Raw genomic sequence first — 18,288 nt, 5'->3', positions numbered from 1 at the left:
GTCGGCCGTCAGACAGCCGAGCCGAGGACGACGTTGCGCCAGGACTGGCCGTCGGAGAGCGCGAGGGCGCGCTTGCCGGTCAACGGATCGCGGACCATGACGAGCCCGCCGACGTTGTCTGCCGGGTCCGGCAGGGAGTCCGGCGCGTGCTCGGCGAGCACCACCTGATGGGTGTAGACGGACCGCATCCGCCGATCGGCGCTGCCCAGATCCCGCACCTTGTCGGCGGGCGGGACCAGGCCGTTGACGTTGGAGGTCATCGAGACCACCTCGTTGCTGGAGTTGGTCGCGCACAGGAACTCGGTGGCGGCCGAGCCGGACTGGTTGACCGGGACCACCCGCAGCCCGCCCTTGACGCCGGCGCTGGCGTTGCTGCCCTCCACGACGAAACTGCCGTAGGCGTCCGAGCCGACGTTGGGTGCGGCGGTGGTGGTGGACCGGACGATGACGGAGCCATTGACGGCGGCGGTGAGCTGGTGTTGGTTGGCTCCGGCGCTGCGCCGCTCGACATAGTTGTCGGCGCCGACCGTGCCGGCGTGCAGGACGCCGGCGGTGTTGCCGAACGTGTTGCCCGCGACCGTGGACCCGGAGATCGCACCGACGACCCGTACCGGAGCCGTGCTGGCCACCGGGTTGTCGCCGAACACGTTGCCGATCACCGTCACGCTTGCCGCGTCGCCGTTGATCCGGACAGCACCCCACCGTTCGTCCCGGTCGAGATTCCAGTTGTCGAACGAGTTCGAGGCAACCGTGATCTCGGACGCCGACGAGGCGAAGTAGACCGGCGAGCGGAGGACCCAGTTGAAGCTGTTGCCGGTGATCGTGACCTTCCGCGCGGCCGCCTCGGGGCGGAACTCGATCGCGTGCGACGGGCGGCCTCCGCCGGTGGGCTCACCGCCGCCGAAGATGTTGCCGGTGAAGGTGAGGTTCGTGCCGCCGGACGTGATGGCGACGACTGATCCGCCGGACCCGTTCTCGACGACGTTGCCGGCGAACGTCGAGTTGACGATCCCGCCGGAGAACAGCCGTCGGCCGATGTCGAGAACGTTGTTCGAGATGACCGCGCCGCGGAAGTTGTGGGCGTCCGCGCCCGACGTGACGATGGCCGTGCCCATGCTGTGGAAGTGGTTTCCCTCGATGAGCCACTTGCGCATCCCGTAGGGCAGCAGGTGGACGCCGCTGCCGGAGACCCCGGCGGTGGGCCATGAGATGTCCAGCCCGAAGTCACCGACCGCGACCAGGTTGTTGGTGAAGACGAGTCCGCGCCCGACGTGCTTGACGGCGGTGTAGAACTCCACGAAGGTGCACTCGGTGATCGTGGCGTCCATGTCGTCGGTGTTCGCCCGTTCGGCATCGGGATCCCGGGCGATGTGGATGGCCTGTGAGTTCTTCAGGCTCGCCGCAACGACGAAGCAGAGGCCGCGAACGGCCGCCAGCGGTGCCCGCAGCAGGATGCCGGTCCCGTCGAAGTCGACGTCGATGATCGAGGTCCGCGAGCCCATCGTGCCGGCGCCGGCGAGGACGAGGCGGTTGAAGTGCGGGCCTCCCGCCCCCTCCACGTCCGGGATGACCAGGGTCCGGGTGATCCGGTACGTGCCCGGCGGGAAGTAGACGATTTTGGTCGCCCGCTGGAGCTGCGCGTCGATGGCCCGCTGGATGGCATCGGTGTCATCGGCCACCCCGTCCGCGACCGCGCCGAAGTCCTGCGGAGTCGTCGCGTCGGCCAGGTTGACCGGCGCCGCGTGGGCGGGAGGGCTGACTGCGCCGACGGCAGCCGTGGCGATACCCGCGATGCCGGCTGAGCGCAAGAGGTGACGGCGGTTGACGGTGCCCATGCGATTGGCCCCCTCATGGAGTGGGTTGGGCGGAGCGCCCGGTCGTCGTGCGTTCCGGGTCAGCACCGGCGCGATCAACTGATACGTATTGAGGCGGCAGCGTACAGAAGATCGTCCAGGTGTCACAAGAGGCGGCGAGTGGTCCTTCTGTAACGCCTCGGCAGCATCGTTGTCATCGTTCCGTGATCCTGACCCCTTGTGAAGACGCCCCGGGACCCCTACTGTGTGCCGAAGTTCGTTACGTATTAGTCAGATGGGTCGAGATGCGGAAACGTGTTGGGCCGAGACGGCCCACCCAGGTCGAGATTGCTCGCCGGGCCGGGGTCTCCCAGGCCACGGTCTCGCTCGTGCTGAACGAGACCGACGGTGTGCCGGTCTCGGAGCAGACCCGCCAGCGGGTCCACCAGGCGATCGAGGACCTGGGATACGCGGTGAACCCGGCCGCCCGGGCGCTGCGCGGCATGACCGTCAAGACCATCGGGCTCTACACGTTCGAGTCGGTCTTCCCGGTCGACCAGCGGGACTTCTACTACCCGTTCCTGCTCGGCGTGGAGGAGGAGGCGGCCCGCCTCGGCTACGACCTGTTGCTGTTCACCTCGGCCAACACGGCCCGGGACGGCGTCTACGCCCGGGGGCACAACGCGCTGCTGAAGGCGGACGGTTGTGTCCTGCTGGGCCGGCACATCTCCCGCGACGACCTGGCGAACCTGGTCCGGGAGGACTTCCCGTTCGTCTTCATCGGTCGACGCACGGTGGAGGGCGCCGAGCTCTCCTACGTCGCCCCGGACTACGTCGCACCGACAAGGGGCCTCGTGGAGGAGCTTGTCGCGCTCGGTCACCGGCGCCTGCTGTTGCTGCGACAGACCGACGGCGCCGAGCCGGGGGAGGACCGTGAACTGGGCAGCCGCACCGGCGCCCAGGCGGCCGGCCTACCCGCCGCCGACCTGCTCGTCGAGTTCTCCTCCGGCGCGGCGGACGTCACCGCCGAGCGGGTGAGCGGTTGGATCCGGGCCGGCGTGACGGCGATCCTCGTGGAGCCGTCCGAGGACAACGCCACGGGCGTGGCGCTGGCCGAGGTCGCCGGGGCGGCGGGAATCCGGATACCCGACGACATCTCGGTGGCCTTCCTGGGCTCCGCGCCCGCACCGACGGCGACCCGGATCTGGACCTCCTTCGAGCTGCCCCGGGTCGAGATGGGCCGGGCAGCGGTCGACCTGCTGGTCAAACTGCTCGACGGTGTGCAGGAACGGCCGATCCAACTGCTCGTCCCGTGCACCGACGTGCGGGGCAACTCGATCAGCCGGGCACCGCGAGCGCAGGTGACGCCACGATGACCAGATACGTGCTACGCACCGTCGGCACCGGGATCGTCATCGTCCTCGGCGCCGCCACCCTTGTCTTCTTCATCATGCGGATCGCCCCGGGCGACCAGGCGACCGTGCTGCTCGGCCCGGACGCCACGGCCGCTGAGGTGGCGTCGATGCGGACCAGGCTCGGCCTGGACCAGTCGCTGCCGGTCCAGTACTGGCACTACCTCACCCAGCTGGCGACCCTCGACTTCGGCGACTCCTACCGCTTCGGCCGCCCCGCCCTCGGCCTGGTGCTGTCCCGCCTGCCGGCCACGGCGGAGCTCACGCTGATGGCCACCGCGATCGCGATGTTCGGCGCGGCGATCGGTGCCCTGGCCGGCGCGTACCGTGGCCGGTGGGTCGACCGCGGGATATCGGGCTTCGCCCTGGCGCTGTACTCCATGCCGCCGTTCTGGATCGGCATCATGCTGATCCTGGTACTGGCGCTGAAGTTCCGGTTGCTGCCCAGCGCCGGCACCGGGACGCCAGCGCACATCGTGCTCCCCGCACTGACGCTCGCCGCCCCGTTCACCGCGCTCCTGATCAGGATCAGCAGGAGCAGCGTGGCGGACACCATGGCCGAGCCGTACGTGCAGCGGTCCCGCGCCAAGGGGCTCACCACCCGCCAGGTGGTCACCGGACATGTCCTGCGCAACGCGGCGCTGCCGGTGGTCACCATCGGGGCACTGCACGTGGGCACCCTGCTGGGCGGCGCGGTCATCATCGAGACCGTCTTCGCCTGGCCCGGCCTCGGCTCGCTGCTCGTCTCCGCGGTCGCCAACCGGGACTACTCCATCGTGCAGGCGGCGGTGCTCGTGATCGCGGTCATCGTGGTGTGCCTCAACGTCGCGGCGGATCTGGTCGCCGCCAGGCTCGATCCGCGGATTCGGTTGGGAGGCGCGGCATGAGTGCAATCGCCGTACTGGAGCGGGTCCGGCCGCGGGTCCGGCGTTACCCGCCGGCCGTCCCCGCCATCGCCGCCGTCGTCCTCGCCGGCTACCTCGTCGCCGGCCTGATCGGCCCGCTGCTGATCTCGTACGACCCGGTGGCGACGAGTGTGTCGGACCGCCTGCTCCCGCCCGGCTCGACGACCGCCGACGGAACTGTCGCCGTGCTGGGCACCGACGGGGTGGGACGGGACATGCTCGGCCAGTTGGTCTACGGGGCCCGGACCTCGATCGTCATCGGGTCCTCCGTGGTGGTCATCTGCGTGATTGTCGGGATGATGTTCGGGACGCTGGCCGGCTACCTGTCCGGCTGGACCGACGTCGGGATCTCCCGGCTCATCGACGTCCTGATGGCCTTCCCGGGCATCCTGCTCGCCGTCGTCATCGCCGGACTTTTCGACCGGGGCCTTCTGGTCGTGGTGCTGGCGCTGTCCGTGGCGGGCTGGGTGGCGTTCGCCCGGCTGGCCCGCGGACTGACGTTCTCGCTACGGGAACGGCCGTGGATCGACGCCGCACGGCTGATCGGGGTGCCCACCCCGATCATGATCGTCCGGCACATCATCCCGTTCGTGATCGGACCGGTCACGGCGTTGGCGACCACCGAGTTCGCCGGCGCCGTCCTGTCCGAGGCCGGTCTGAGCTTCCTCGGGCTCGGCCTGCCGCCCTCCGCGGTCTCCTGGGGCCAGGTCATCGCGAACGGCAGGGACTACCTCGATACCGCTTGGTGGATATCCGCCTTCCCCGGGCTCGCGCTGACCGGGCTCGTGGTGAGCACGGGCCTGCTCGGCGACCACCTCACCCAGCGTTTCGGCGCCCGGCGCTGACAACGCATACCCCTAACGCAGGAGAAGATGCAATGACGCTACAGCGACGAATGCGTACGGAGGTCCTCGCCGTCGCGGCCCTGGCACTCGTCGGGCTCGTCGGCTGCACCACCACCTCCGGCGGGTCCGAAGGCGGCGGCGACGTCGCGCAGGAACTGGCCGTCGCCGTCCAGTTCCCGATCGAGAATCTCGACCCGCACGGCGCGTCCGCGATGGACAACGGCACCCAGATCGCCGCCAAGGCCATCTTCAGCCCGCTCGTGCGTATCGCCGGAAAGGGCCAGTTCGAGGGCGTCCTCGCCGAGTCCTGGCAGGTCAACACCGACGCCTCCGAGTGGACCTTCAACCTGCGCGACAACGTCACCTTTTCCGACGGGTCCCCGGTCACCGGCGCGGACGTGGTCGCCTCCCTGAACCGGGTGGCCAGCCTCGCCGGTCCGATGGCGAGCAACTTCAAGGACCACCAGGCCAGGGTCGAGGGCACGGACACGGTCGTCATCACCAGCAAGGGCCCGGATCCCGCGCTGCTCGGCAAGCTCGTCACCCTCTACGTGACGCCGGCGAACCAGGACAAGGCGGGTTGGGAGAAACCAATCGGCAGCGGGCCTTTCGTCCTCCAGCAGTTCACCCCTGGCCAGAACCTCGTCCTCAGCGCCAACCCGAAGTACTGGGCGGGCAAGCCGCCGCTGGACCGGCTGGAGCTGCGCAGCATCCAGGAGATCTCGGCCCGGATGACCGCGCTGAAGACCGGCGAGGTCGGACTCACCTGGGCCATGCCGGACGACCAGATCCCGGCCCTGCGCAGCAACCCCGACCTCGTCGTGGAGAAGCTGGATGGCGGCGCCGTGGTGACGATGTGGATGAACAGCTCGGCGAAGGGGCTGACCAGCCCGGCCGTCCGGCGGGCGCTGTGGCAGGCCGTCGACTTCGAGACGATCATCAAGTCGCTGTACCCGGAGACCGGCGCTCTCGCCGACTCGGTGATCGGCACCAACGTGCTCGGCTACGCGCCGCAGACCCCGGTGAAGTACGACCCCGCCGCGGCCAAGGCGGCGCTGGACGCGGCCGGCTGGGACTACGGGCAGACGATCCGGTTCCAGTTCTCGCAACCGCAGTTCCAGCAGTTCACCGACGCGGTGGCGAGCGACCTCGCCAAGATCGGCGTCAAGGTCGACCCCACCCAGAAGGAGTCCGCGGTCTTCCTCCAGGATCTGCTGGCGCTCAACTGGGACCTGAACATCCAGCAACTCGGTACCGCCGGCTTCGACGCGGCCACCAACCTCGGCCGGCTGTACCCCTGCGCGGCCAAGCGGACCGGCTACTGCAACGCGGAGCTGGACAACCTGCTCACCCAGGCCGGCTCGACCAGCGACACCGCCAAACGCCAGGACCTGTACGCGAAGGCGTCCAAGATCATCTGGGATGACGCCGTCGGCATGTACCCGATGTTCGTCCAGATCCCGTACGCCCGGAGCAAGACGCTGCAGGACTTCACGCTCCCGGTGGACGGCGTGCCGGACTTCGCCAAGGTACGGATCGGCAGCGGCGCACAGTGAAGCCGCTCCCGACATCCCCGGTCACCGACCCGGCGCCGAGCGAGCCCGGCCCCGGCGGTGGTTCGGCGAAGCTGCTGCGGATCGAGCACCTGTCGATCGACCTGCCCGGCCCGGCCGGTCCGGTCCGGGTGGTGGACGACGTGTCGTTCGCCGTCGACGCGGGCCGGACCACCGGCCTGATCGGGGAGTCGGGCAGCGGGAAGACGATGACCGCCTCGGCGATCATCGGCCTGCTTCCGGCCGGTGGCGTGGCCTCCGGCCGGATCTGGTGGCACGGTGAGGACCTGGTGGCCATGCCGGAGAAGGCCCGGCGCCGGCTGCGCGGGCACAGCATCGCCATGATCTACCAGGACCCCCAGTCCGCACTGAACCCGACGCAGACGATCGGCCGGCAGGTCGGAGAGATCCTCCGCCGCGGCGGCATGCCGGCCGGCCAGGTACGCCGGGCCGTGATCGACCTGCTCGACCGGGTGGGGGTTCCCGATCCGGAAAAACGGCATGCCCAGTACCCGCACCAGTACTCGGGCGGCCTGCGGCAACGCGCGATGGTGGCGACCGCCCTCGCCGGTTCGCCACAGCTCATCCTTGCCGACGAACCGACGACGGCGCTCGACGTCACCGTCCAGGCCCGGATCCTGGGGCTGCTCAAGCGCATCCGAGAGCAAGAGGGCATGGCCATGTTGCTGGTCAGCCACGACCTACGGGTGATGGCGCACGTCGCCGACGAGGTCGTCGTGATGTACGCCGGCCGGGTGTGCGAGATCGGCCCCAGCCGCGAGGTGTTCAACCGGCCGGCGCATCCGTACACCAGGGCGCTGGTCGTCAGCGTCCCGGCGGTGCGCAACAAGACGGCCATCGCCGACCCGCTGCCCGGCAGCCCGGCGAACCCGGCCGAACGGCCACCGGGATGCCCGTTCCACCCCCGGTGCCCCAAGGCTCGCGAGCGGTGCCGCACCGACGTGCCGCAACTGCGGCACCTCGCCACCGGCCGGCAGGTCGCCTGCCACTTTCCCGAGGAGACGGCGTGACCGCCACGGGGCAGCCCGCGCTGCTGGAGGTCGATGACCTCGTGGTCAACTTCGGCACCCGGCGGGAGCGCCGGCGCGGCCTCAAGCCGAACGCTGTCGACGGCGTGTCGCTCACGGTCGGTCCTGACGAGACCCTCGCCGTCGTCGGCGAGTCCGGCTCGGGCAAGACCACGGTTGCCCGCTGCGTCGTCGGCCTACAGGCGGCGCAGCGGGGGACGGTGCGATTCGACGGCGTCCAGGTCGGCCCGGTCACCACCCGAACTCCGGCGACCCGCCGCGCCATCCAGATGGTCTTCCAGGATCCCGCCGCCTCGCTCAACCCGCGCATGACAGTCCGCGCCATCATCGCCGAGGCGTGGCGTACCCACCGATCGGTCGCCCCGACCGACCGGACCTGGGACGCCGCCATCGAGGACCTGCTGAACGACGTCGGCCTGGACGCCGGCATCGCGGCCCGGCGCCCGCCGTCGCTGTCCGGCGGGCAGTGCCAGCGGGTCAGCATCGCCCGCGCCCTCGCGCTGCGGCCGCGCCTGCTGGTCTGCGACGAGGCGGTCTCCGCCCTCGACGTCTCCGTCCAGTCCCAGATCCTGCGCCTGCTCGTCAGCCTGCGCGCCTCCCGCGGACTCGCCATCCTGTTCATCACGCACGACCTCGGCGTGGTCCGCCAGATCGCGGACCGGGTGGCGGTGATGCAGCACGGTCAGCTTGTCGAGACCGCCAGCGCCGACGACCTGTTCGACCAGCCCACGCATCCCTACACCAGGACCCTGCTCGACGCCGCCCTCGACCTAGAGGGCGCGTGACACCCAAGACGATGGAACGGAGCACATTGGAGTCGCAGATTGCGGACGTCGATCTTGCCATCATCGGTGGCGGCGTGGGCGGCGTTGCCGCGGCACTCGCCGCGCTACGGCGCGGCCTGCGGGTGGTGCTGACGGAGGAGACCGACCGGATCGGTGGTCAGTTCACCAGTCAGGGAGTGCCGCCAGACGAGCACAGATGGATCGAGCAGTTCGGCTGTACCGCCTCGTACCGCAGGTACCGGTCCGCCGTCCGGGACTACTACCGTCGGTGGTACCCCCTCACCGTCACGGCGAGGAACGACCCGCGGCTCAACCCGGGACTGGGTCGGGTCGGCCCGTTGTGTCACGAGCCGAGGGTGAGCGGCGCTGTGCTGCGGTCCCTTATCGACCCGTACCTGAGCAGCGGGCGGCTGCGCATCCTGCTCCGGACCAGGCCGGTCGCGGTGGAACTGTGCGGCGACCGGGCCACCGGCATCACCGTGGAACGCGCCGACGCCGGCCGGGTGCACATCGTCAGCCCGTACTACCTGGACGCCACCGAACTGGGCGACGTGTTGCCGCTGGCCGACGTGGAGCACGTGACGGGATTCGAGTCCCGGCACGAGACCGGCGAGCCGAGCGGACCCGAGGTGGCACAGCCGGACAACATGCAGGCGATCTCGTGGGTCTTCGCCGTCGAGCACCGGGAGGGCGAGGATCACGTGATCGAGCGCCCGGCCCGGTACGACTACTGGCGCGGCTACCGCCCGGCGTACTGGCCGGGTCCGCAGATCGGGCTGACCGCGCCCGACCCCCGGACGCTCGCGCCGCTGACCCGGACCTTCACCCCGAACGCGCGGTCCGGGCAGGTGATCGCCGACCAGAGCCAGGATCCCGGCGACCGGGAGCTGTGGGAGTTCCGCCGGGTGGTCGCCCGTGAGCTGTACGAGCCGGGCTTCGTCGCCAGCGACGTGACCCTGGTGAACTGGCCGATGATCGACTACCTGGACGGCCCGCTGATCGGGGTCGGCGAGGAGGAGAAGCAACAGCATCTGCGCGGTGCCCGGGAGCTGTCGGCCAGCATGCTCTACTGGCTGCAGACCGAGGCGCCACGACCGGACGGCGGCCGGGGATGGCCGGGGCTACGGCTGCGGCCGGACGTGATGGACACCGTCGACGGTTTCGCCGCGGCGCCGTACATCCGGGAGTCGCGGCGGATCCGGGCCGAATACACGATCGTGGAGCAGGATCTCTCCCTCGCCGTACGGGGCGACGCAGGCGCGGTGGCGTACGACGACACCGTCGGGATCGGCATGTACCGGATCGACCTGCACCCCTCGACCGGGGGAGACAACTACATCGACATCGCCAGCTGTCCCTTCCAGATCCCGCTCGGCGCGCTGCTGCCGGTCCGGATCCGCAACCTGCTGCCGGCCGGGAAGAACATCGGCACCACACACATCACCAACGGCTGCTACCGGCTGCACCCGGTGGAGTGGAACATCGGCGAGGCGGCAGGCTCGCTGGTGGCGTACTGCCACCGCGAGGCGGTGGAGCCGCATGACGTCCGCCGCAAGGAGCAGCACCTGCGGATGTTCCAGAACACGTTGGTCGCCGACGGCGTCGAGCTCGGCTGGCCAGAGATTCGGGGTTACTGATGGCGCTGTCTGGCAAGGATCTGCTCAGCGGCGTGGTTGTCCCGGCCGTCACGCCGATCGGCGGGCACGGCGTTCCCGATTTCGCCGCCGGCAGTGGGTACTTCGACGCGCTGGCCGCCGTCGGCGTCAAGAAGATCATGCTGCTGGGCACCAACGGCGAGGGGCCGCTGTTCGACACGCAGTCCATCGGCCAGTTCCTGGCCGACGCCGTCCGGCAGTGGAAGCGGCGGGTGCCAGGGGGAACTGTCGTCGTGAACGTCTCCGCCGCCGGGACCCGCGAGTCGCTGCTGCGGGCAGAGGTCGCTGCCGAGGCCGGATCCGACGCGCTGGTGCTCAGCCCACCGTTCTACTTCCAGCACAACGAGCGCGACATCGCCGCGCATTACCACGCCGCCCGCACGGCGTCCCTTCCCGTCATCGCCTACAACACACCGAGATACGCCTCTCCGCTGGTGGCCGGCTCGGTCCGGGCGTTGGCCGAGATGCCGCACATCGTCGGCGTCAAGGACAGCTCCGGCGATGCCGCCGTCCTCGCCCAATGGCTGGAGGTAGCCCGCCGCCGGCCGGACTTCGGGGTGAGCCAGGGCGCCGAACAGCACCTGTACGACGCGTTGACCGCAGGCGCGGACGGAATCACGCCCGGCATCGCGAACATCGCGCCGCGCGTCGCCGTCGAGCTGGTCGCCGCCCATCGTGGCGACGACGACGTGCGCGCCGCTCGTGCTCAGGAGCGGATCGTGCGGCTGATGAAGATACACCACGTCCGGCCGGGTGTTCCGGTGGTCAAGGCGACGCTGGCGCTGCGTGGGCTGTGCCCGGCGGACCTGGCCCCGCCGCTGCGGGTCCTCGACGACGAGGAGACCGCCGACCTGCGGCGGTTCCTCTCCACGGTGGAGCATGAGTTGATCGGTACCTCGGATGGCTGACCCGCAGTGGTGGCGCACCGCCGCCATCTACCAGATATACATCCGGTCGTTCGCGGACGGCGACGGCGACGGCATCGGCGACATCGCCGGAATCCGCAGCCGGCTCGGCTACCTCGCGCAGCTCGGTGTCGACGCCATCTGGATCACCCCCTGGTACGCCTCGCCCAACAACGACGGCGGCTACGACGTACGCGACTACCGCGCCATCGACCCGGCCTACGGTGACCTGCGGGAGGCCGAGCTGCTCATCGGGGAGGCACACCAGCACGGCTTGAGGGTCATCCTGGATATCGTGCCGAACCACACCTCTACCGACCATCCCTGGTTTCAGGCCGCGCTCGCTGCCCCACCCGGCTCACCGGAGCGCGCCAGGTACCACTTCGTGGACGGGCGTGGAGCCAGCGGTGAGCTGCCGCCCAACGACTGGCGCAGCACCTTCGGCGGCAGCGCCTGGCAGCGGGTGACCGAGGCGGACGGAGAGCCCGGACAGTGGTACCTGCACCTGTTCGACCCCACTCAGGCCGACCTGAACTGGTCACATCCCGAGGTACACCGAGAGTTCCTGGACATCCTGCGGTTCTGGTTCGACCGTGGTGTCGACGGGTTCCGCATCGACGTCGCGACCGGCCTGGTCAAGCACCCTGGCTATCCCGACCTGGGCTACCGGGAGGAGGACCTGCTCGTCCTCACGAACGTGCCGGACCACCCGCACCGGGACCGCGACGGGGTGCATGCGATCTACCGTGACTGGCGAAGGCTCGCTGGCGAGTACGACCCACCAAGGATCTTCGTCGCGGAGGCCTGGGTCGCCGATTCTGAGCGGCTGGCCCGTTATGTGGCGCCGGGCCAGCTCCACACCACCTTCAACTTTCCGTTTCTGCAGTCCGCCTGGGACGCTGGCGAGTTGTCCTCGGTCATCGAGTCCACCTTGCACGCGATGTCCCGGGTCGGGGCACCGCCGACCTGGGTACTGTCCAATCACGACGTGGAGCGGACGGTGACCCGCTACGGGCGTGCGAACACCCGGAAGCAGCCGGGCAGATCCGGCCACGAGCTCGGACCGGTCGACGTCGAGCTGGGCCGGCGCCGGGCCAGGGCCGCGATCCTGCTCATGCTCGCCCTGCCCGGCGTGGCCTACCTCTACCAGGGTGAGGAGCTCGGCCTGCCCGACCACATGGACATCCCCGTCGACCGCATCCAGGATCCAATCTGGACCCGCTCAGGCGGGCGGCGCCGAGGACGCGACGGCTGCCGGGTTCCGCTCCCGTGGACGCTGGACCCTAAGGGTGCCGGGTTCGGTTCCGCGGACCCGTGGCTCCCGCAGCCCGACGGCTGGGAGACACACTCGGTCCAGAGCCAACTGGACGACCCGACCTCCACGTACCACCTCGTGGCGCGGGCGCTGCGGATCCGCCGGAGCCTGGGTGCCCCCCAGGAGCTTGAGTGGATGGTCCGATCCGATTCGGTGCTGCGCTTCCGGCGCGGGGCGGCCTTCGAGTGCATCGTCAATCTCGGCGCCACTGAGGTGCCGGTGCCAGCGGGTGCGGTTCCCCTCCTGCGCAGCGACACCATCGACGTGTCGCCCGACCCGCTCGGGCCGGACACGGCCGTATGGCTGCGGCCGAGGGGATAACTCACCGGATCAGCTCCCGCTCGGGCCACTCGTAGAGGATGAACCATGAAGCGGCCGAACATCGTGTTGATCGTCGCCGACGACCTCGGGTACTCCGACATCGGGTGCTACGGCGGCGAGATCCGTACGCCGAACCTTGACCGGCTGGGGCGGTCCGGGGTGCGGCTGTCGCAGTTCTACAACACGGCGCGGTGTAGTCCGTCGCGCGCGTCCCTGCTGACCGGATTGCACCCGCACCAGACCGGCATCGGTGTGCTGGCCAGCCCCAACCGGCCCGGGGGGTACCCGGGTAGCCTCAACGACCGCTGCGTCACCATCGCCGAACTGCTCCGGGACGCCGGCTACGCCACGAGCCTGTCGGGTAAGTGGCACCTGAGCGGGTCGGTGTGGGAGCCGTCCGACTCGTGGCCGACGCGACGGGGATTCGACGACTTCTTCGGCACACTCAGCGGCTGCGGCAGCTACTACGACCCGGGGACGCTGCGCCGGGGCGAGACGGATGCGAGCGCCGAGGCCCGCGATCCGCGGTTCTTCTACACCGACGCGATCACCGATCACGCCGTGGAGTTCATCGGCCGGCAGGCCGCCGCCGACCGTCCATTCTTCGCCTACGTCGCCTACACCGCGCCGCACTGGCCGCTGCACGCGCCAGAGGAGGACATCGCCGGGTACGACGGTGTCTACGAGGCGGGCTGGGACGAGCTGCGCGGCCGCCGGCTGGAGCGGCTGCGTGCCGAAGGCTTGCTCGGCGCGGAGTCGCCACTGTCCGAGCGGGACCCGGCACAGCCGCCGTGGTCAGCGGTGCCGCACCAGGCGTGGGAGGCACGCCGCATGCAGGTGTACGCCGCCCAGGTCGAGCGGATGGACCGGGGCATCGGGCGGATCCTGGACCAACTGGCGCGCTCCGGGGTCCTCGACGACACCGTGGTGGTATTCCTGTCCGACAACGGCGGCTGCGCCGAGGAGTTGCCGCTCGGTGACCCCGAGGAGTTCCGCAGCAGGCGGGCGACGATCCCGGCCGCTACCCGGGACGGCGCGCCGCTGCGGGTCGGCAACGATCCGGGCATCGACCCCGGCCCGGAGGACACCTACGCCAGCTACGGCGTCGCCTGGGCCAACCTGTCCAACACCCCGTTCCGGCTGTACAAGCGGTGGGTGCACGAGGGCGGTATCGCCACCCCGTTTCTCGCGCACTGGCCGGCGGGCGGCCTGGCCGGCGGTCGGATCGTCCGGACGCCGTTCCAGCTCACCGATGTGTTACCTACCTTGTCCGGCGCTACCGGCGTCGACTACCCACGCGAGTACCGGGGGCGGGAGGTGTTGCCGCCCGAGGGACGGAGCATGTTGCCCGCCCTGCGGGGAGAATCGGGACCGGATCCGGACTTGTTCTGGGAACACCTCGGCAACGCCGCGGTACGCCGGGGGCGGTGGAAACTGGTCCGCGAGCACTCGCAGCCGTGGGAACTGTACGATATGGACGTCGATCGCTCCGAGGTGAACGATCTCGCCCAGCGACACCCCGGCCTTGTCGTCGAGCTGGTCACCGAATACCAGCGCTGGGCGCAGCGGGTCGGCGTCATACCCCGCGGCTAGAACCCGCCCGGGCCGGCCCATCGATCCGGCAGCGATTCGCAGCCGATGCGGGGGACGAGTGCGGAGCCGCCCGGGAGCACAGGTGGTCGCAGGAGGTTCGGGACGAAGTCGAGGATGCCGCAGATGCCTGCCGGGTGGCATTCCTCGACGCGCTCGCGAGTTTCCTCAGTGGATCCAGCAGCGGAGGTGGACGGCACGACAGTCGGCCACGTCGTGGCCTGTGTCGCGCAGCGGCGAGTCGAACCGGGGTGTGGTCCAGATGGCGTCGATGCCGAGCGGCGACAAGCGGTAGATTGGCTGTGCAGCCCGGTGATGTCGCCGATCCCGCCGGCGTAGCCGGTGGCAAAGGACCGCTTTACACCCGGTGGATCGCCGCGCTGCGCCATCACGCGGCCGATGTCGTGCCGTCCACTGTGTTCTTACTTGATGGCGTCGCCGAGCGGCACGCGCTGCCACGACGTGCCGTCGGACATGGCGAGGCAGGGTTTGCCGCCGTGGCCGTCGCTGACGTGGATGATTGCGCCGCTGTTGCTGGCGGCGGGCGGCAGGGTCTTGACGGTGTACGGGTGCAGGCGGGTGGCATGGGTGTAGACGGTGCGGATCTGTGCGTCGGGGCTGCCGATGTCGCGGGCGTTGTCGGTCGGGGGGATGAGCCCGGCGACGCTGGCCTGGAAGGCGACGACCTCGTTGGTGTTGGTGGTGGAGCAGAGCAGGTTGGTGGCCGCGGATCCGGATGCATTGACCGCGACCACCTCGACGCCGCCTTTGACGCCCGGCCCGGAGCCGTCGGCCAGTGCGCCTTCGACGAGATAGCCGCCGTAGCTGTCGCCGGCTGTGATGCCGCCGGTGGCGGTGCTGAGGACGCGTACGGCGGCGGCTTTCGCGGCGGCCACCTGGAGCTTGCTGAACCTGCCCGGTTCGGTCTCCACGTAGGAATCGGGGCTGATCGTCCCGGCGGCGACGAGTGCGTCCTGCTCGAACGTGTTGCCGACGACGTTCGACTCGCGCAGGGTGCCGACGACGTTGACCCCGGGTTGCCCGTTGGGGTTGGCCGACAGGACGTTGCCGAGGACGGCGAGTCTGGTGGCGTCCACGCCGAGGTGCACGGCGCCGTGGCCGGCCGCCTTGACGAGGTTGAAGTGGTCGAATGAGTTGTCGGTGATGCTGACCTTGTCCACGGACTGGTCGAACCGGATGGCGGAGGCGCGGATCCAGTTGAACGAGTTCGCCGAGATGGTGACGTTTTTCGCGGACACCCCGCTGGTGAAGTGGATCGCGTAGCGGGGCGGCTCCCACGCCCCGGGGTCAGTGTCGAACCCGCCGATGATGTTGCCGGTGATGGTGAGGTTGTGGCCGCCGGAGTCGATCTGGATGACGGCGTTGCCGGTGCCGTTCTCGATCATGTTGCCGGTGATGGTGGAGTTGGTGAGGCTGCCCTTGAACAGCCGCCGACCGATGTCGAGCAGGTTGTTGCTGATGACAGCGCCGCGGAAGTCGCCGTCCGGAGGTCCGTTGAAGATGATGGCGTCGAAGTTGGAGTGGAAGTGGTTGTCGGTGATGAGCCACTTGCGCGTACCGTAGGGCAGCACGTGCACGCCGCTGCCCTGGATCCCTTCGCTGGGCCAGGAGATGCTGATGCCGTTCGTGCAGACGGCGACCTTGTTCTTGGTGAACAGGAAACCGCGCCCGACGCTTTCGATGGCGGTGTGGAAGCGCAGGAACGAGCATTCGACGATGGTGATGTCGGTGTCGTCGGTGTTCGCCCGGCGCGCGACGTGGATCCCGACGTTGTTGGCCGTCTTCACCGGGGCGTCGAACGCGACGCCGTGGATGCCGCCCAGCGACGCCTCCCACCGGATGCCGACGCCGTCGTGATGAAAGACGATCTTTGACGGCTCCTCGCCGAACATGCCGTAGCCGCGCAGCACGAACCGGTTGAGGTGGGCGCCCGGGGTGTCGTATTCGTGGTCGCCGACGACGATCGTCGACGTGACCTTGTAGAGCCCCGGCGGGAGCACGACGATCTTGTTTCGTTGGGTGCGGGCGGCGTTGATGGCGGCCTGGATGGCGGCGGTGTCGTCGGCCTCGCCGTCGCCGACCGCGCCGAACTGCTGCGGGGTGAGCACCGGGGATCCCTCGGCGTCGACCAGGCTCAGCGGTGCCGTTTCGGCGTGTGCCGGCCGGGTGAGGGCGAGTCCGCCGATGCCGGCGGCACCTGCCGCGGCGGCGGAACGGATCATCATGCGGCGGTTGATTCGGTCGGTCACTGCGTCCTGCTCCATTCGTGGGGTTGGTATGGATGGGACTGGTGGGTGGTACCGCGGGAGGCTCAGTTGGCCGCGTCGAGGTCGACGGCGGCCGCGAGGAGTTCTCGGGTGTAGTCGTGTCGTGGTGCGGTGAACAGCGTCTGCGCCTCGGCGTTTTCGACGAGCTCGCCGCGGCGCATGACGAGGACGCGGTCGGCGACCTGGCGCACCACACCGAGGTCATGGGTGATGAACAGCATCGACAGCGACCGCGCCTGGCGGATCTTCACCAGTAGTTGCAGCACCTGAGCCTGGACGGAGACGTCGAGGGCGGATACGGCCTCGTCGCAGATGAGCAGCCGCGGGTTGAGGGCGAGTGCCCGGGCGATGCTGACGCGTTGGCATTGGCCTCCGGACAGCGCGGTCGGGCGTTTGCCGGCGACGTCGGGGTCCAGCCCGACCTGGGCGAGCAGGTCGACCACGGCGTCGCGGCGGCGGCGGGGGTTGCGGCGCACGCCGTCCGGGGCCGTGTCCGGGTGTGCCTGCCAGGCTTCGGCGATGGAGGCCTCGGCAGATAGTCGGGGGTTCAGCGAGGACCGGGGATCCTGAAAGATCATGGCGATGGTGCGCCGCATGCCGCGGTCGCCGGATCGCCGGCCCAGCAGGGACTTCCCGTCGTAGTGGATGCTTCCCGAGGCCGGTTTGACGAGTCCCACGATGGCCTGGGCGATCGTCGACTTCCCGGAGCCGGATTCGCCCACCAGGGCGACCGTCTCCTGCGGCGCGACGTCGAGGGCCACGTCGCGTACCGCCGTGATCGTTGTCCGTCGGCCGAGCCCACCGCTGCGTGGCCCGGGGTATGTCACGGTCAGATCCGTGATCTGCAGTCCGGTGGCGGTGGTCACGGCAACTCCTCCGCGAAGTGGCAGGCGCTGAGCCGTCCCGGCACCACCTCGCGCAGTGCCGGCACCTCGGCCCGGCAACGGTCCTCGGCGCGAGGGCAGCGGGGGTGGAACGGGCAGCCGGCGGGTCGGTCGAACGGGTTCGCCGGGCTCCCCGGCAGCGGGTCGGCGATCGCGGTCGGCTTGTGCACGGACGGGACGCTGCGCACCAGCGCGGCGGTGTAGGGGTGTAGCGGCCGGCGGAGTACGGCCTTCGCCGGTCCGCTCTCGGCGACCCGGCCGGCGTACATGACGACGAGGTCGTCGGCGACGTGCGACATCACCCGCAGGTCGTGGCTGACGAGCAGCATCGACAGGCGGTCCTCGTCGCGTAGCCGAGCGAGCAGGTCCAGGATCCGGGCCTGCACGGTGACGTCCAGCGCGGTGGTCGGCTCGTCGGCGAGGATGATCTTCGGCCCGCCGGCCAGTGCCAGCGCGATCATCGCACGTTGCCGCATCCCGCCGGAGAACTCGTGCGGGTAGGCGCGGAGCCGGTTGCCCGGATCGGGGATGCCGACATGGTCGAGCAGTTCCACGGCACGCTGGCGGGCCTGGCGCCGGGACAGTCCGCGTTCCCACAGGATCTCGCCGACCTGGTCGCCGATCGTCATCGTCGGGTTCAGCGCGGTCGACGGGTCCTGGAACACCACGGAGATCTCCCGGCCCCGGACCTGCCGGATGCGGGTGGGGCCGGCCCGAAGCAGGTTCTCCTCGCCGAGCAGCACCTGCCCGCTGAGTACGGCGGTGTCCGGGGTGAGGCGGACGAGCGCCATCGCGGTGAGCGATTTGCCGCTGCCGGACTCGCCGATCACCCCCGTGGTGCGACCCTGCGCGATGTCGAAGGAGACGCCGTCGACCACGGTGGCCATGCCGCGGGGGCCGGGCAGCCGGATCGACAGGTCCCTGACCCGCAGGGTCGCCGAGGCCGATGGCTGGGATGCCGCGGGCAGCTGGCTGGTCATCACTGCCG

At 69.9% G+C, this 18,288-nt stretch carries 14 protein-coding genes; 10 read left to right on the top strand and 4 right to left on the bottom strand.

Features of this window, described 5'->3' with window-relative positions; all coding sequences use genetic code 11:
• Positions 1-8: 8 nt before the first annotated feature.
• Positions 9-1,835 carry a glycosyl hydrolase family 28-related protein gene (locus tag ACSMXO_RS26245; RefSeq protein ID WP_455414203.1) on the bottom strand — a complete coding sequence of 609 codons (1,827 nt, stop codon included), beginning with the start codon at positions 1,833-1,835 and terminating at the stop codon, positions 9-11.
• A 263-nt stretch (positions 1,836-2,098) separates the two neighbouring features.
• On the opposite strand from ACSMXO_RS26245, the gene ACSMXO_RS26240 reads away from it, so the two are divergent.
• From ACSMXO_RS26240 to ACSMXO_RS26195, 10 genes are read left to right on the top strand one after another with little or no spacing between them, the layout of a single operon-like run.
• Positions 2,099-3,169 carry a LacI family DNA-binding transcriptional regulator gene (locus tag ACSMXO_RS26240; RefSeq protein WP_346256976.1) on the top strand — a complete coding sequence of 357 codons (1,071 nt, stop codon included), beginning with the start codon at positions 2,099-2,101 and terminating at the stop codon, positions 3,167-3,169.
• A complete protein-coding gene (locus ACSMXO_RS26235; RefSeq protein ID WP_346256975.1) occupies positions 3,166-4,092 on the top strand; it encodes an ABC transporter permease in 927 nt (308 codons plus the stop codon). The genes ACSMXO_RS26240 and ACSMXO_RS26235 overlap by 4 nt, the downstream gene beginning before the upstream one ends.
• Positions 4,089-4,955, top strand: coding sequence for an ABC transporter permease (locus ACSMXO_RS26230; protein WP_346256974.1), 867 nt, complete (start codon positions 4,089-4,091; stop codon positions 4,953-4,955). The genes ACSMXO_RS26235 and ACSMXO_RS26230 overlap by 4 nt, the downstream gene beginning before the upstream one ends.
• Before the next feature lie 32 nt (positions 4,956-4,987).
• Positions 4,988-6,511, top strand: a complete 1,524-nt coding sequence (locus ACSMXO_RS26225) for an ABC transporter substrate-binding protein (protein ID WP_455414202.1) — start codon at positions 4,988-4,990, stop codon at positions 6,509-6,511.
• A complete protein-coding gene (locus ACSMXO_RS26220) occupies positions 6,508-7,539 on the top strand; it encodes an ABC transporter ATP-binding protein (protein ID WP_346256972.1) in 1,032 nt (343 codons plus the stop codon). The genes ACSMXO_RS26225 and ACSMXO_RS26220 overlap by 4 nt, the downstream gene beginning before the upstream one ends.
• Positions 7,536-8,342, top strand: coding sequence for an ABC transporter ATP-binding protein (locus tag ACSMXO_RS26215; protein ID WP_346256971.1), 807 nt, complete (start codon positions 7,536-7,538; stop codon positions 8,340-8,342). Before ACSMXO_RS26220 ends, ACSMXO_RS26215 begins: the two co-directional genes overlap by 4 nt.
• An 11-nt stretch (positions 8,343-8,353) precedes the next feature.
• Complete coding sequence (locus ACSMXO_RS26210; protein ID WP_455414201.1) at positions 8,354-9,979, top strand: FAD-dependent oxidoreductase; 1,626 nt, start codon at positions 8,354-8,356, stop codon at positions 9,977-9,979.
• Positions 9,979-10,905, top strand: a complete 927-nt coding sequence (locus tag ACSMXO_RS26205; RefSeq protein ID WP_455414200.1) for a dihydrodipicolinate synthase family protein — start codon at positions 9,979-9,981, stop codon at positions 10,903-10,905. Before ACSMXO_RS26210 ends, ACSMXO_RS26205 begins: the two co-directional genes overlap by 1 nt.
• Positions 10,898-12,538: a glycoside hydrolase family 13 protein gene (locus ACSMXO_RS26200; RefSeq protein ID WP_455414199.1), complete on the top strand. Its 1,641-nt coding sequence runs from the start codon at positions 10,898-10,900 to the stop codon at positions 12,536-12,538. Before ACSMXO_RS26205 ends, ACSMXO_RS26200 begins: the two co-directional genes overlap by 8 nt.
• Before the next feature lie 45 nt (positions 12,539-12,583).
• Entirely contained in the window at positions 12,584-14,131 is a 1,548-nt protein-coding gene (locus ACSMXO_RS26195) for an arylsulfatase (protein ID WP_455414198.1), read from the top strand.
• A 419-nt stretch (positions 14,132-14,550) separates the two neighbouring features.
• Here the strand turns inward: ACSMXO_RS26195 and ACSMXO_RS26190 are convergent, their stop codons facing one another.
• The 3 genes from ACSMXO_RS26190 to ACSMXO_RS26180 all read right to left on the bottom strand — a co-directional run bounded on the left by ACSMXO_RS26190 (position 14,551) and on the right by ACSMXO_RS26180 (position 18,280).
• Positions 14,551-16,374 carry a glycosyl hydrolase family 28-related protein gene (locus ACSMXO_RS26190; RefSeq protein ID WP_455414197.1) on the bottom strand — a complete coding sequence of 608 codons (1,824 nt, stop codon included), beginning with the start codon at positions 16,372-16,374 and terminating at the stop codon, positions 14,551-14,553.
• An 86-nt stretch (positions 16,375-16,460) separates the two neighbouring features.
• A complete protein-coding gene (locus ACSMXO_RS26185) occupies positions 16,461-17,282 on the bottom strand; it encodes an ABC transporter ATP-binding protein (RefSeq protein ID WP_455414196.1) in 822 nt (273 codons plus the stop codon).
• Entirely contained in the window at positions 17,279-18,280 is a 1,002-nt protein-coding gene (locus ACSMXO_RS26180; RefSeq protein WP_455414195.1) for an ABC transporter ATP-binding protein, read from the bottom strand. The genes ACSMXO_RS26185 and ACSMXO_RS26180 overlap by 4 nt, the downstream gene beginning before the upstream one ends.
• Positions 18,281-18,288 lie beyond the last annotated feature (8 nt).

Source organism: Plantactinospora sp. DSM 117369, assembly GCF_053764795.1.
This window is presented reverse-complemented; position numbering and strand designations above follow the sequence as displayed.

Excerpts from the sequence above, each read along its gene's own strand:
- ACSMXO_RS26245 (WP_455414203.1), bottom strand. The coding sequence starts at position 1,835 with ATGGGCACCGTCAACCGCCGTCACCTCTTGCGCTCAGCCGGCATCGCG.
- ACSMXO_RS26240 (WP_346256976.1), top strand. The coding sequence starts at position 2,099 with ATGCGGAAACGTGTTGGGCCGAGACGGCCCACCCAGGTCGAGATTGCT.
- ACSMXO_RS26235 (WP_346256975.1), top strand. The coding sequence starts at position 3,166 with ATGACCAGATACGTGCTACGCACCGTCGGCACCGGGATCGTCATCGTC.
- ACSMXO_RS26230 (WP_346256974.1), top strand. The coding sequence starts at position 4,089 with ATGAGTGCAATCGCCGTACTGGAGCGGGTCCGGCCGCGGGTCCGGCGT.
- ACSMXO_RS26225 (WP_455414202.1), top strand. The coding sequence starts at position 4,988 with ATGACGCTACAGCGACGAATGCGTACGGAGGTCCTCGCCGTCGCGGCC.
- ACSMXO_RS26210 (WP_455414201.1), top strand. The coding sequence starts at position 8,354 with ATGGAACGGAGCACATTGGAGTCGCAGATTGCGGACGTCGATCTTGCC.
- ACSMXO_RS26205 (WP_455414200.1), top strand. The coding sequence starts at position 9,979 with ATGGCGCTGTCTGGCAAGGATCTGCTCAGCGGCGTGGTTGTCCCGGCC.
- ACSMXO_RS26200 (WP_455414199.1), top strand. The coding sequence starts at position 10,898 with ATGGCTGACCCGCAGTGGTGGCGCACCGCCGCCATCTACCAGATATAC.
- ACSMXO_RS26195 (WP_455414198.1), top strand. The coding sequence starts at position 12,584 with ATGAAGCGGCCGAACATCGTGTTGATCGTCGCCGACGACCTCGGGTAC.
- ACSMXO_RS26190 (WP_455414197.1), bottom strand. The coding sequence starts at position 16,374 with ATGATGATCCGTTCCGCCGCCGCGGCAGGTGCCGCCGGCATCGGCGGA.
- ACSMXO_RS26180 (WP_455414195.1), bottom strand. The coding sequence starts at position 18,280 with ATGACCAGCCAGCTGCCCGCGGCATCCCAGCCATCGGCCTCGGCGACC.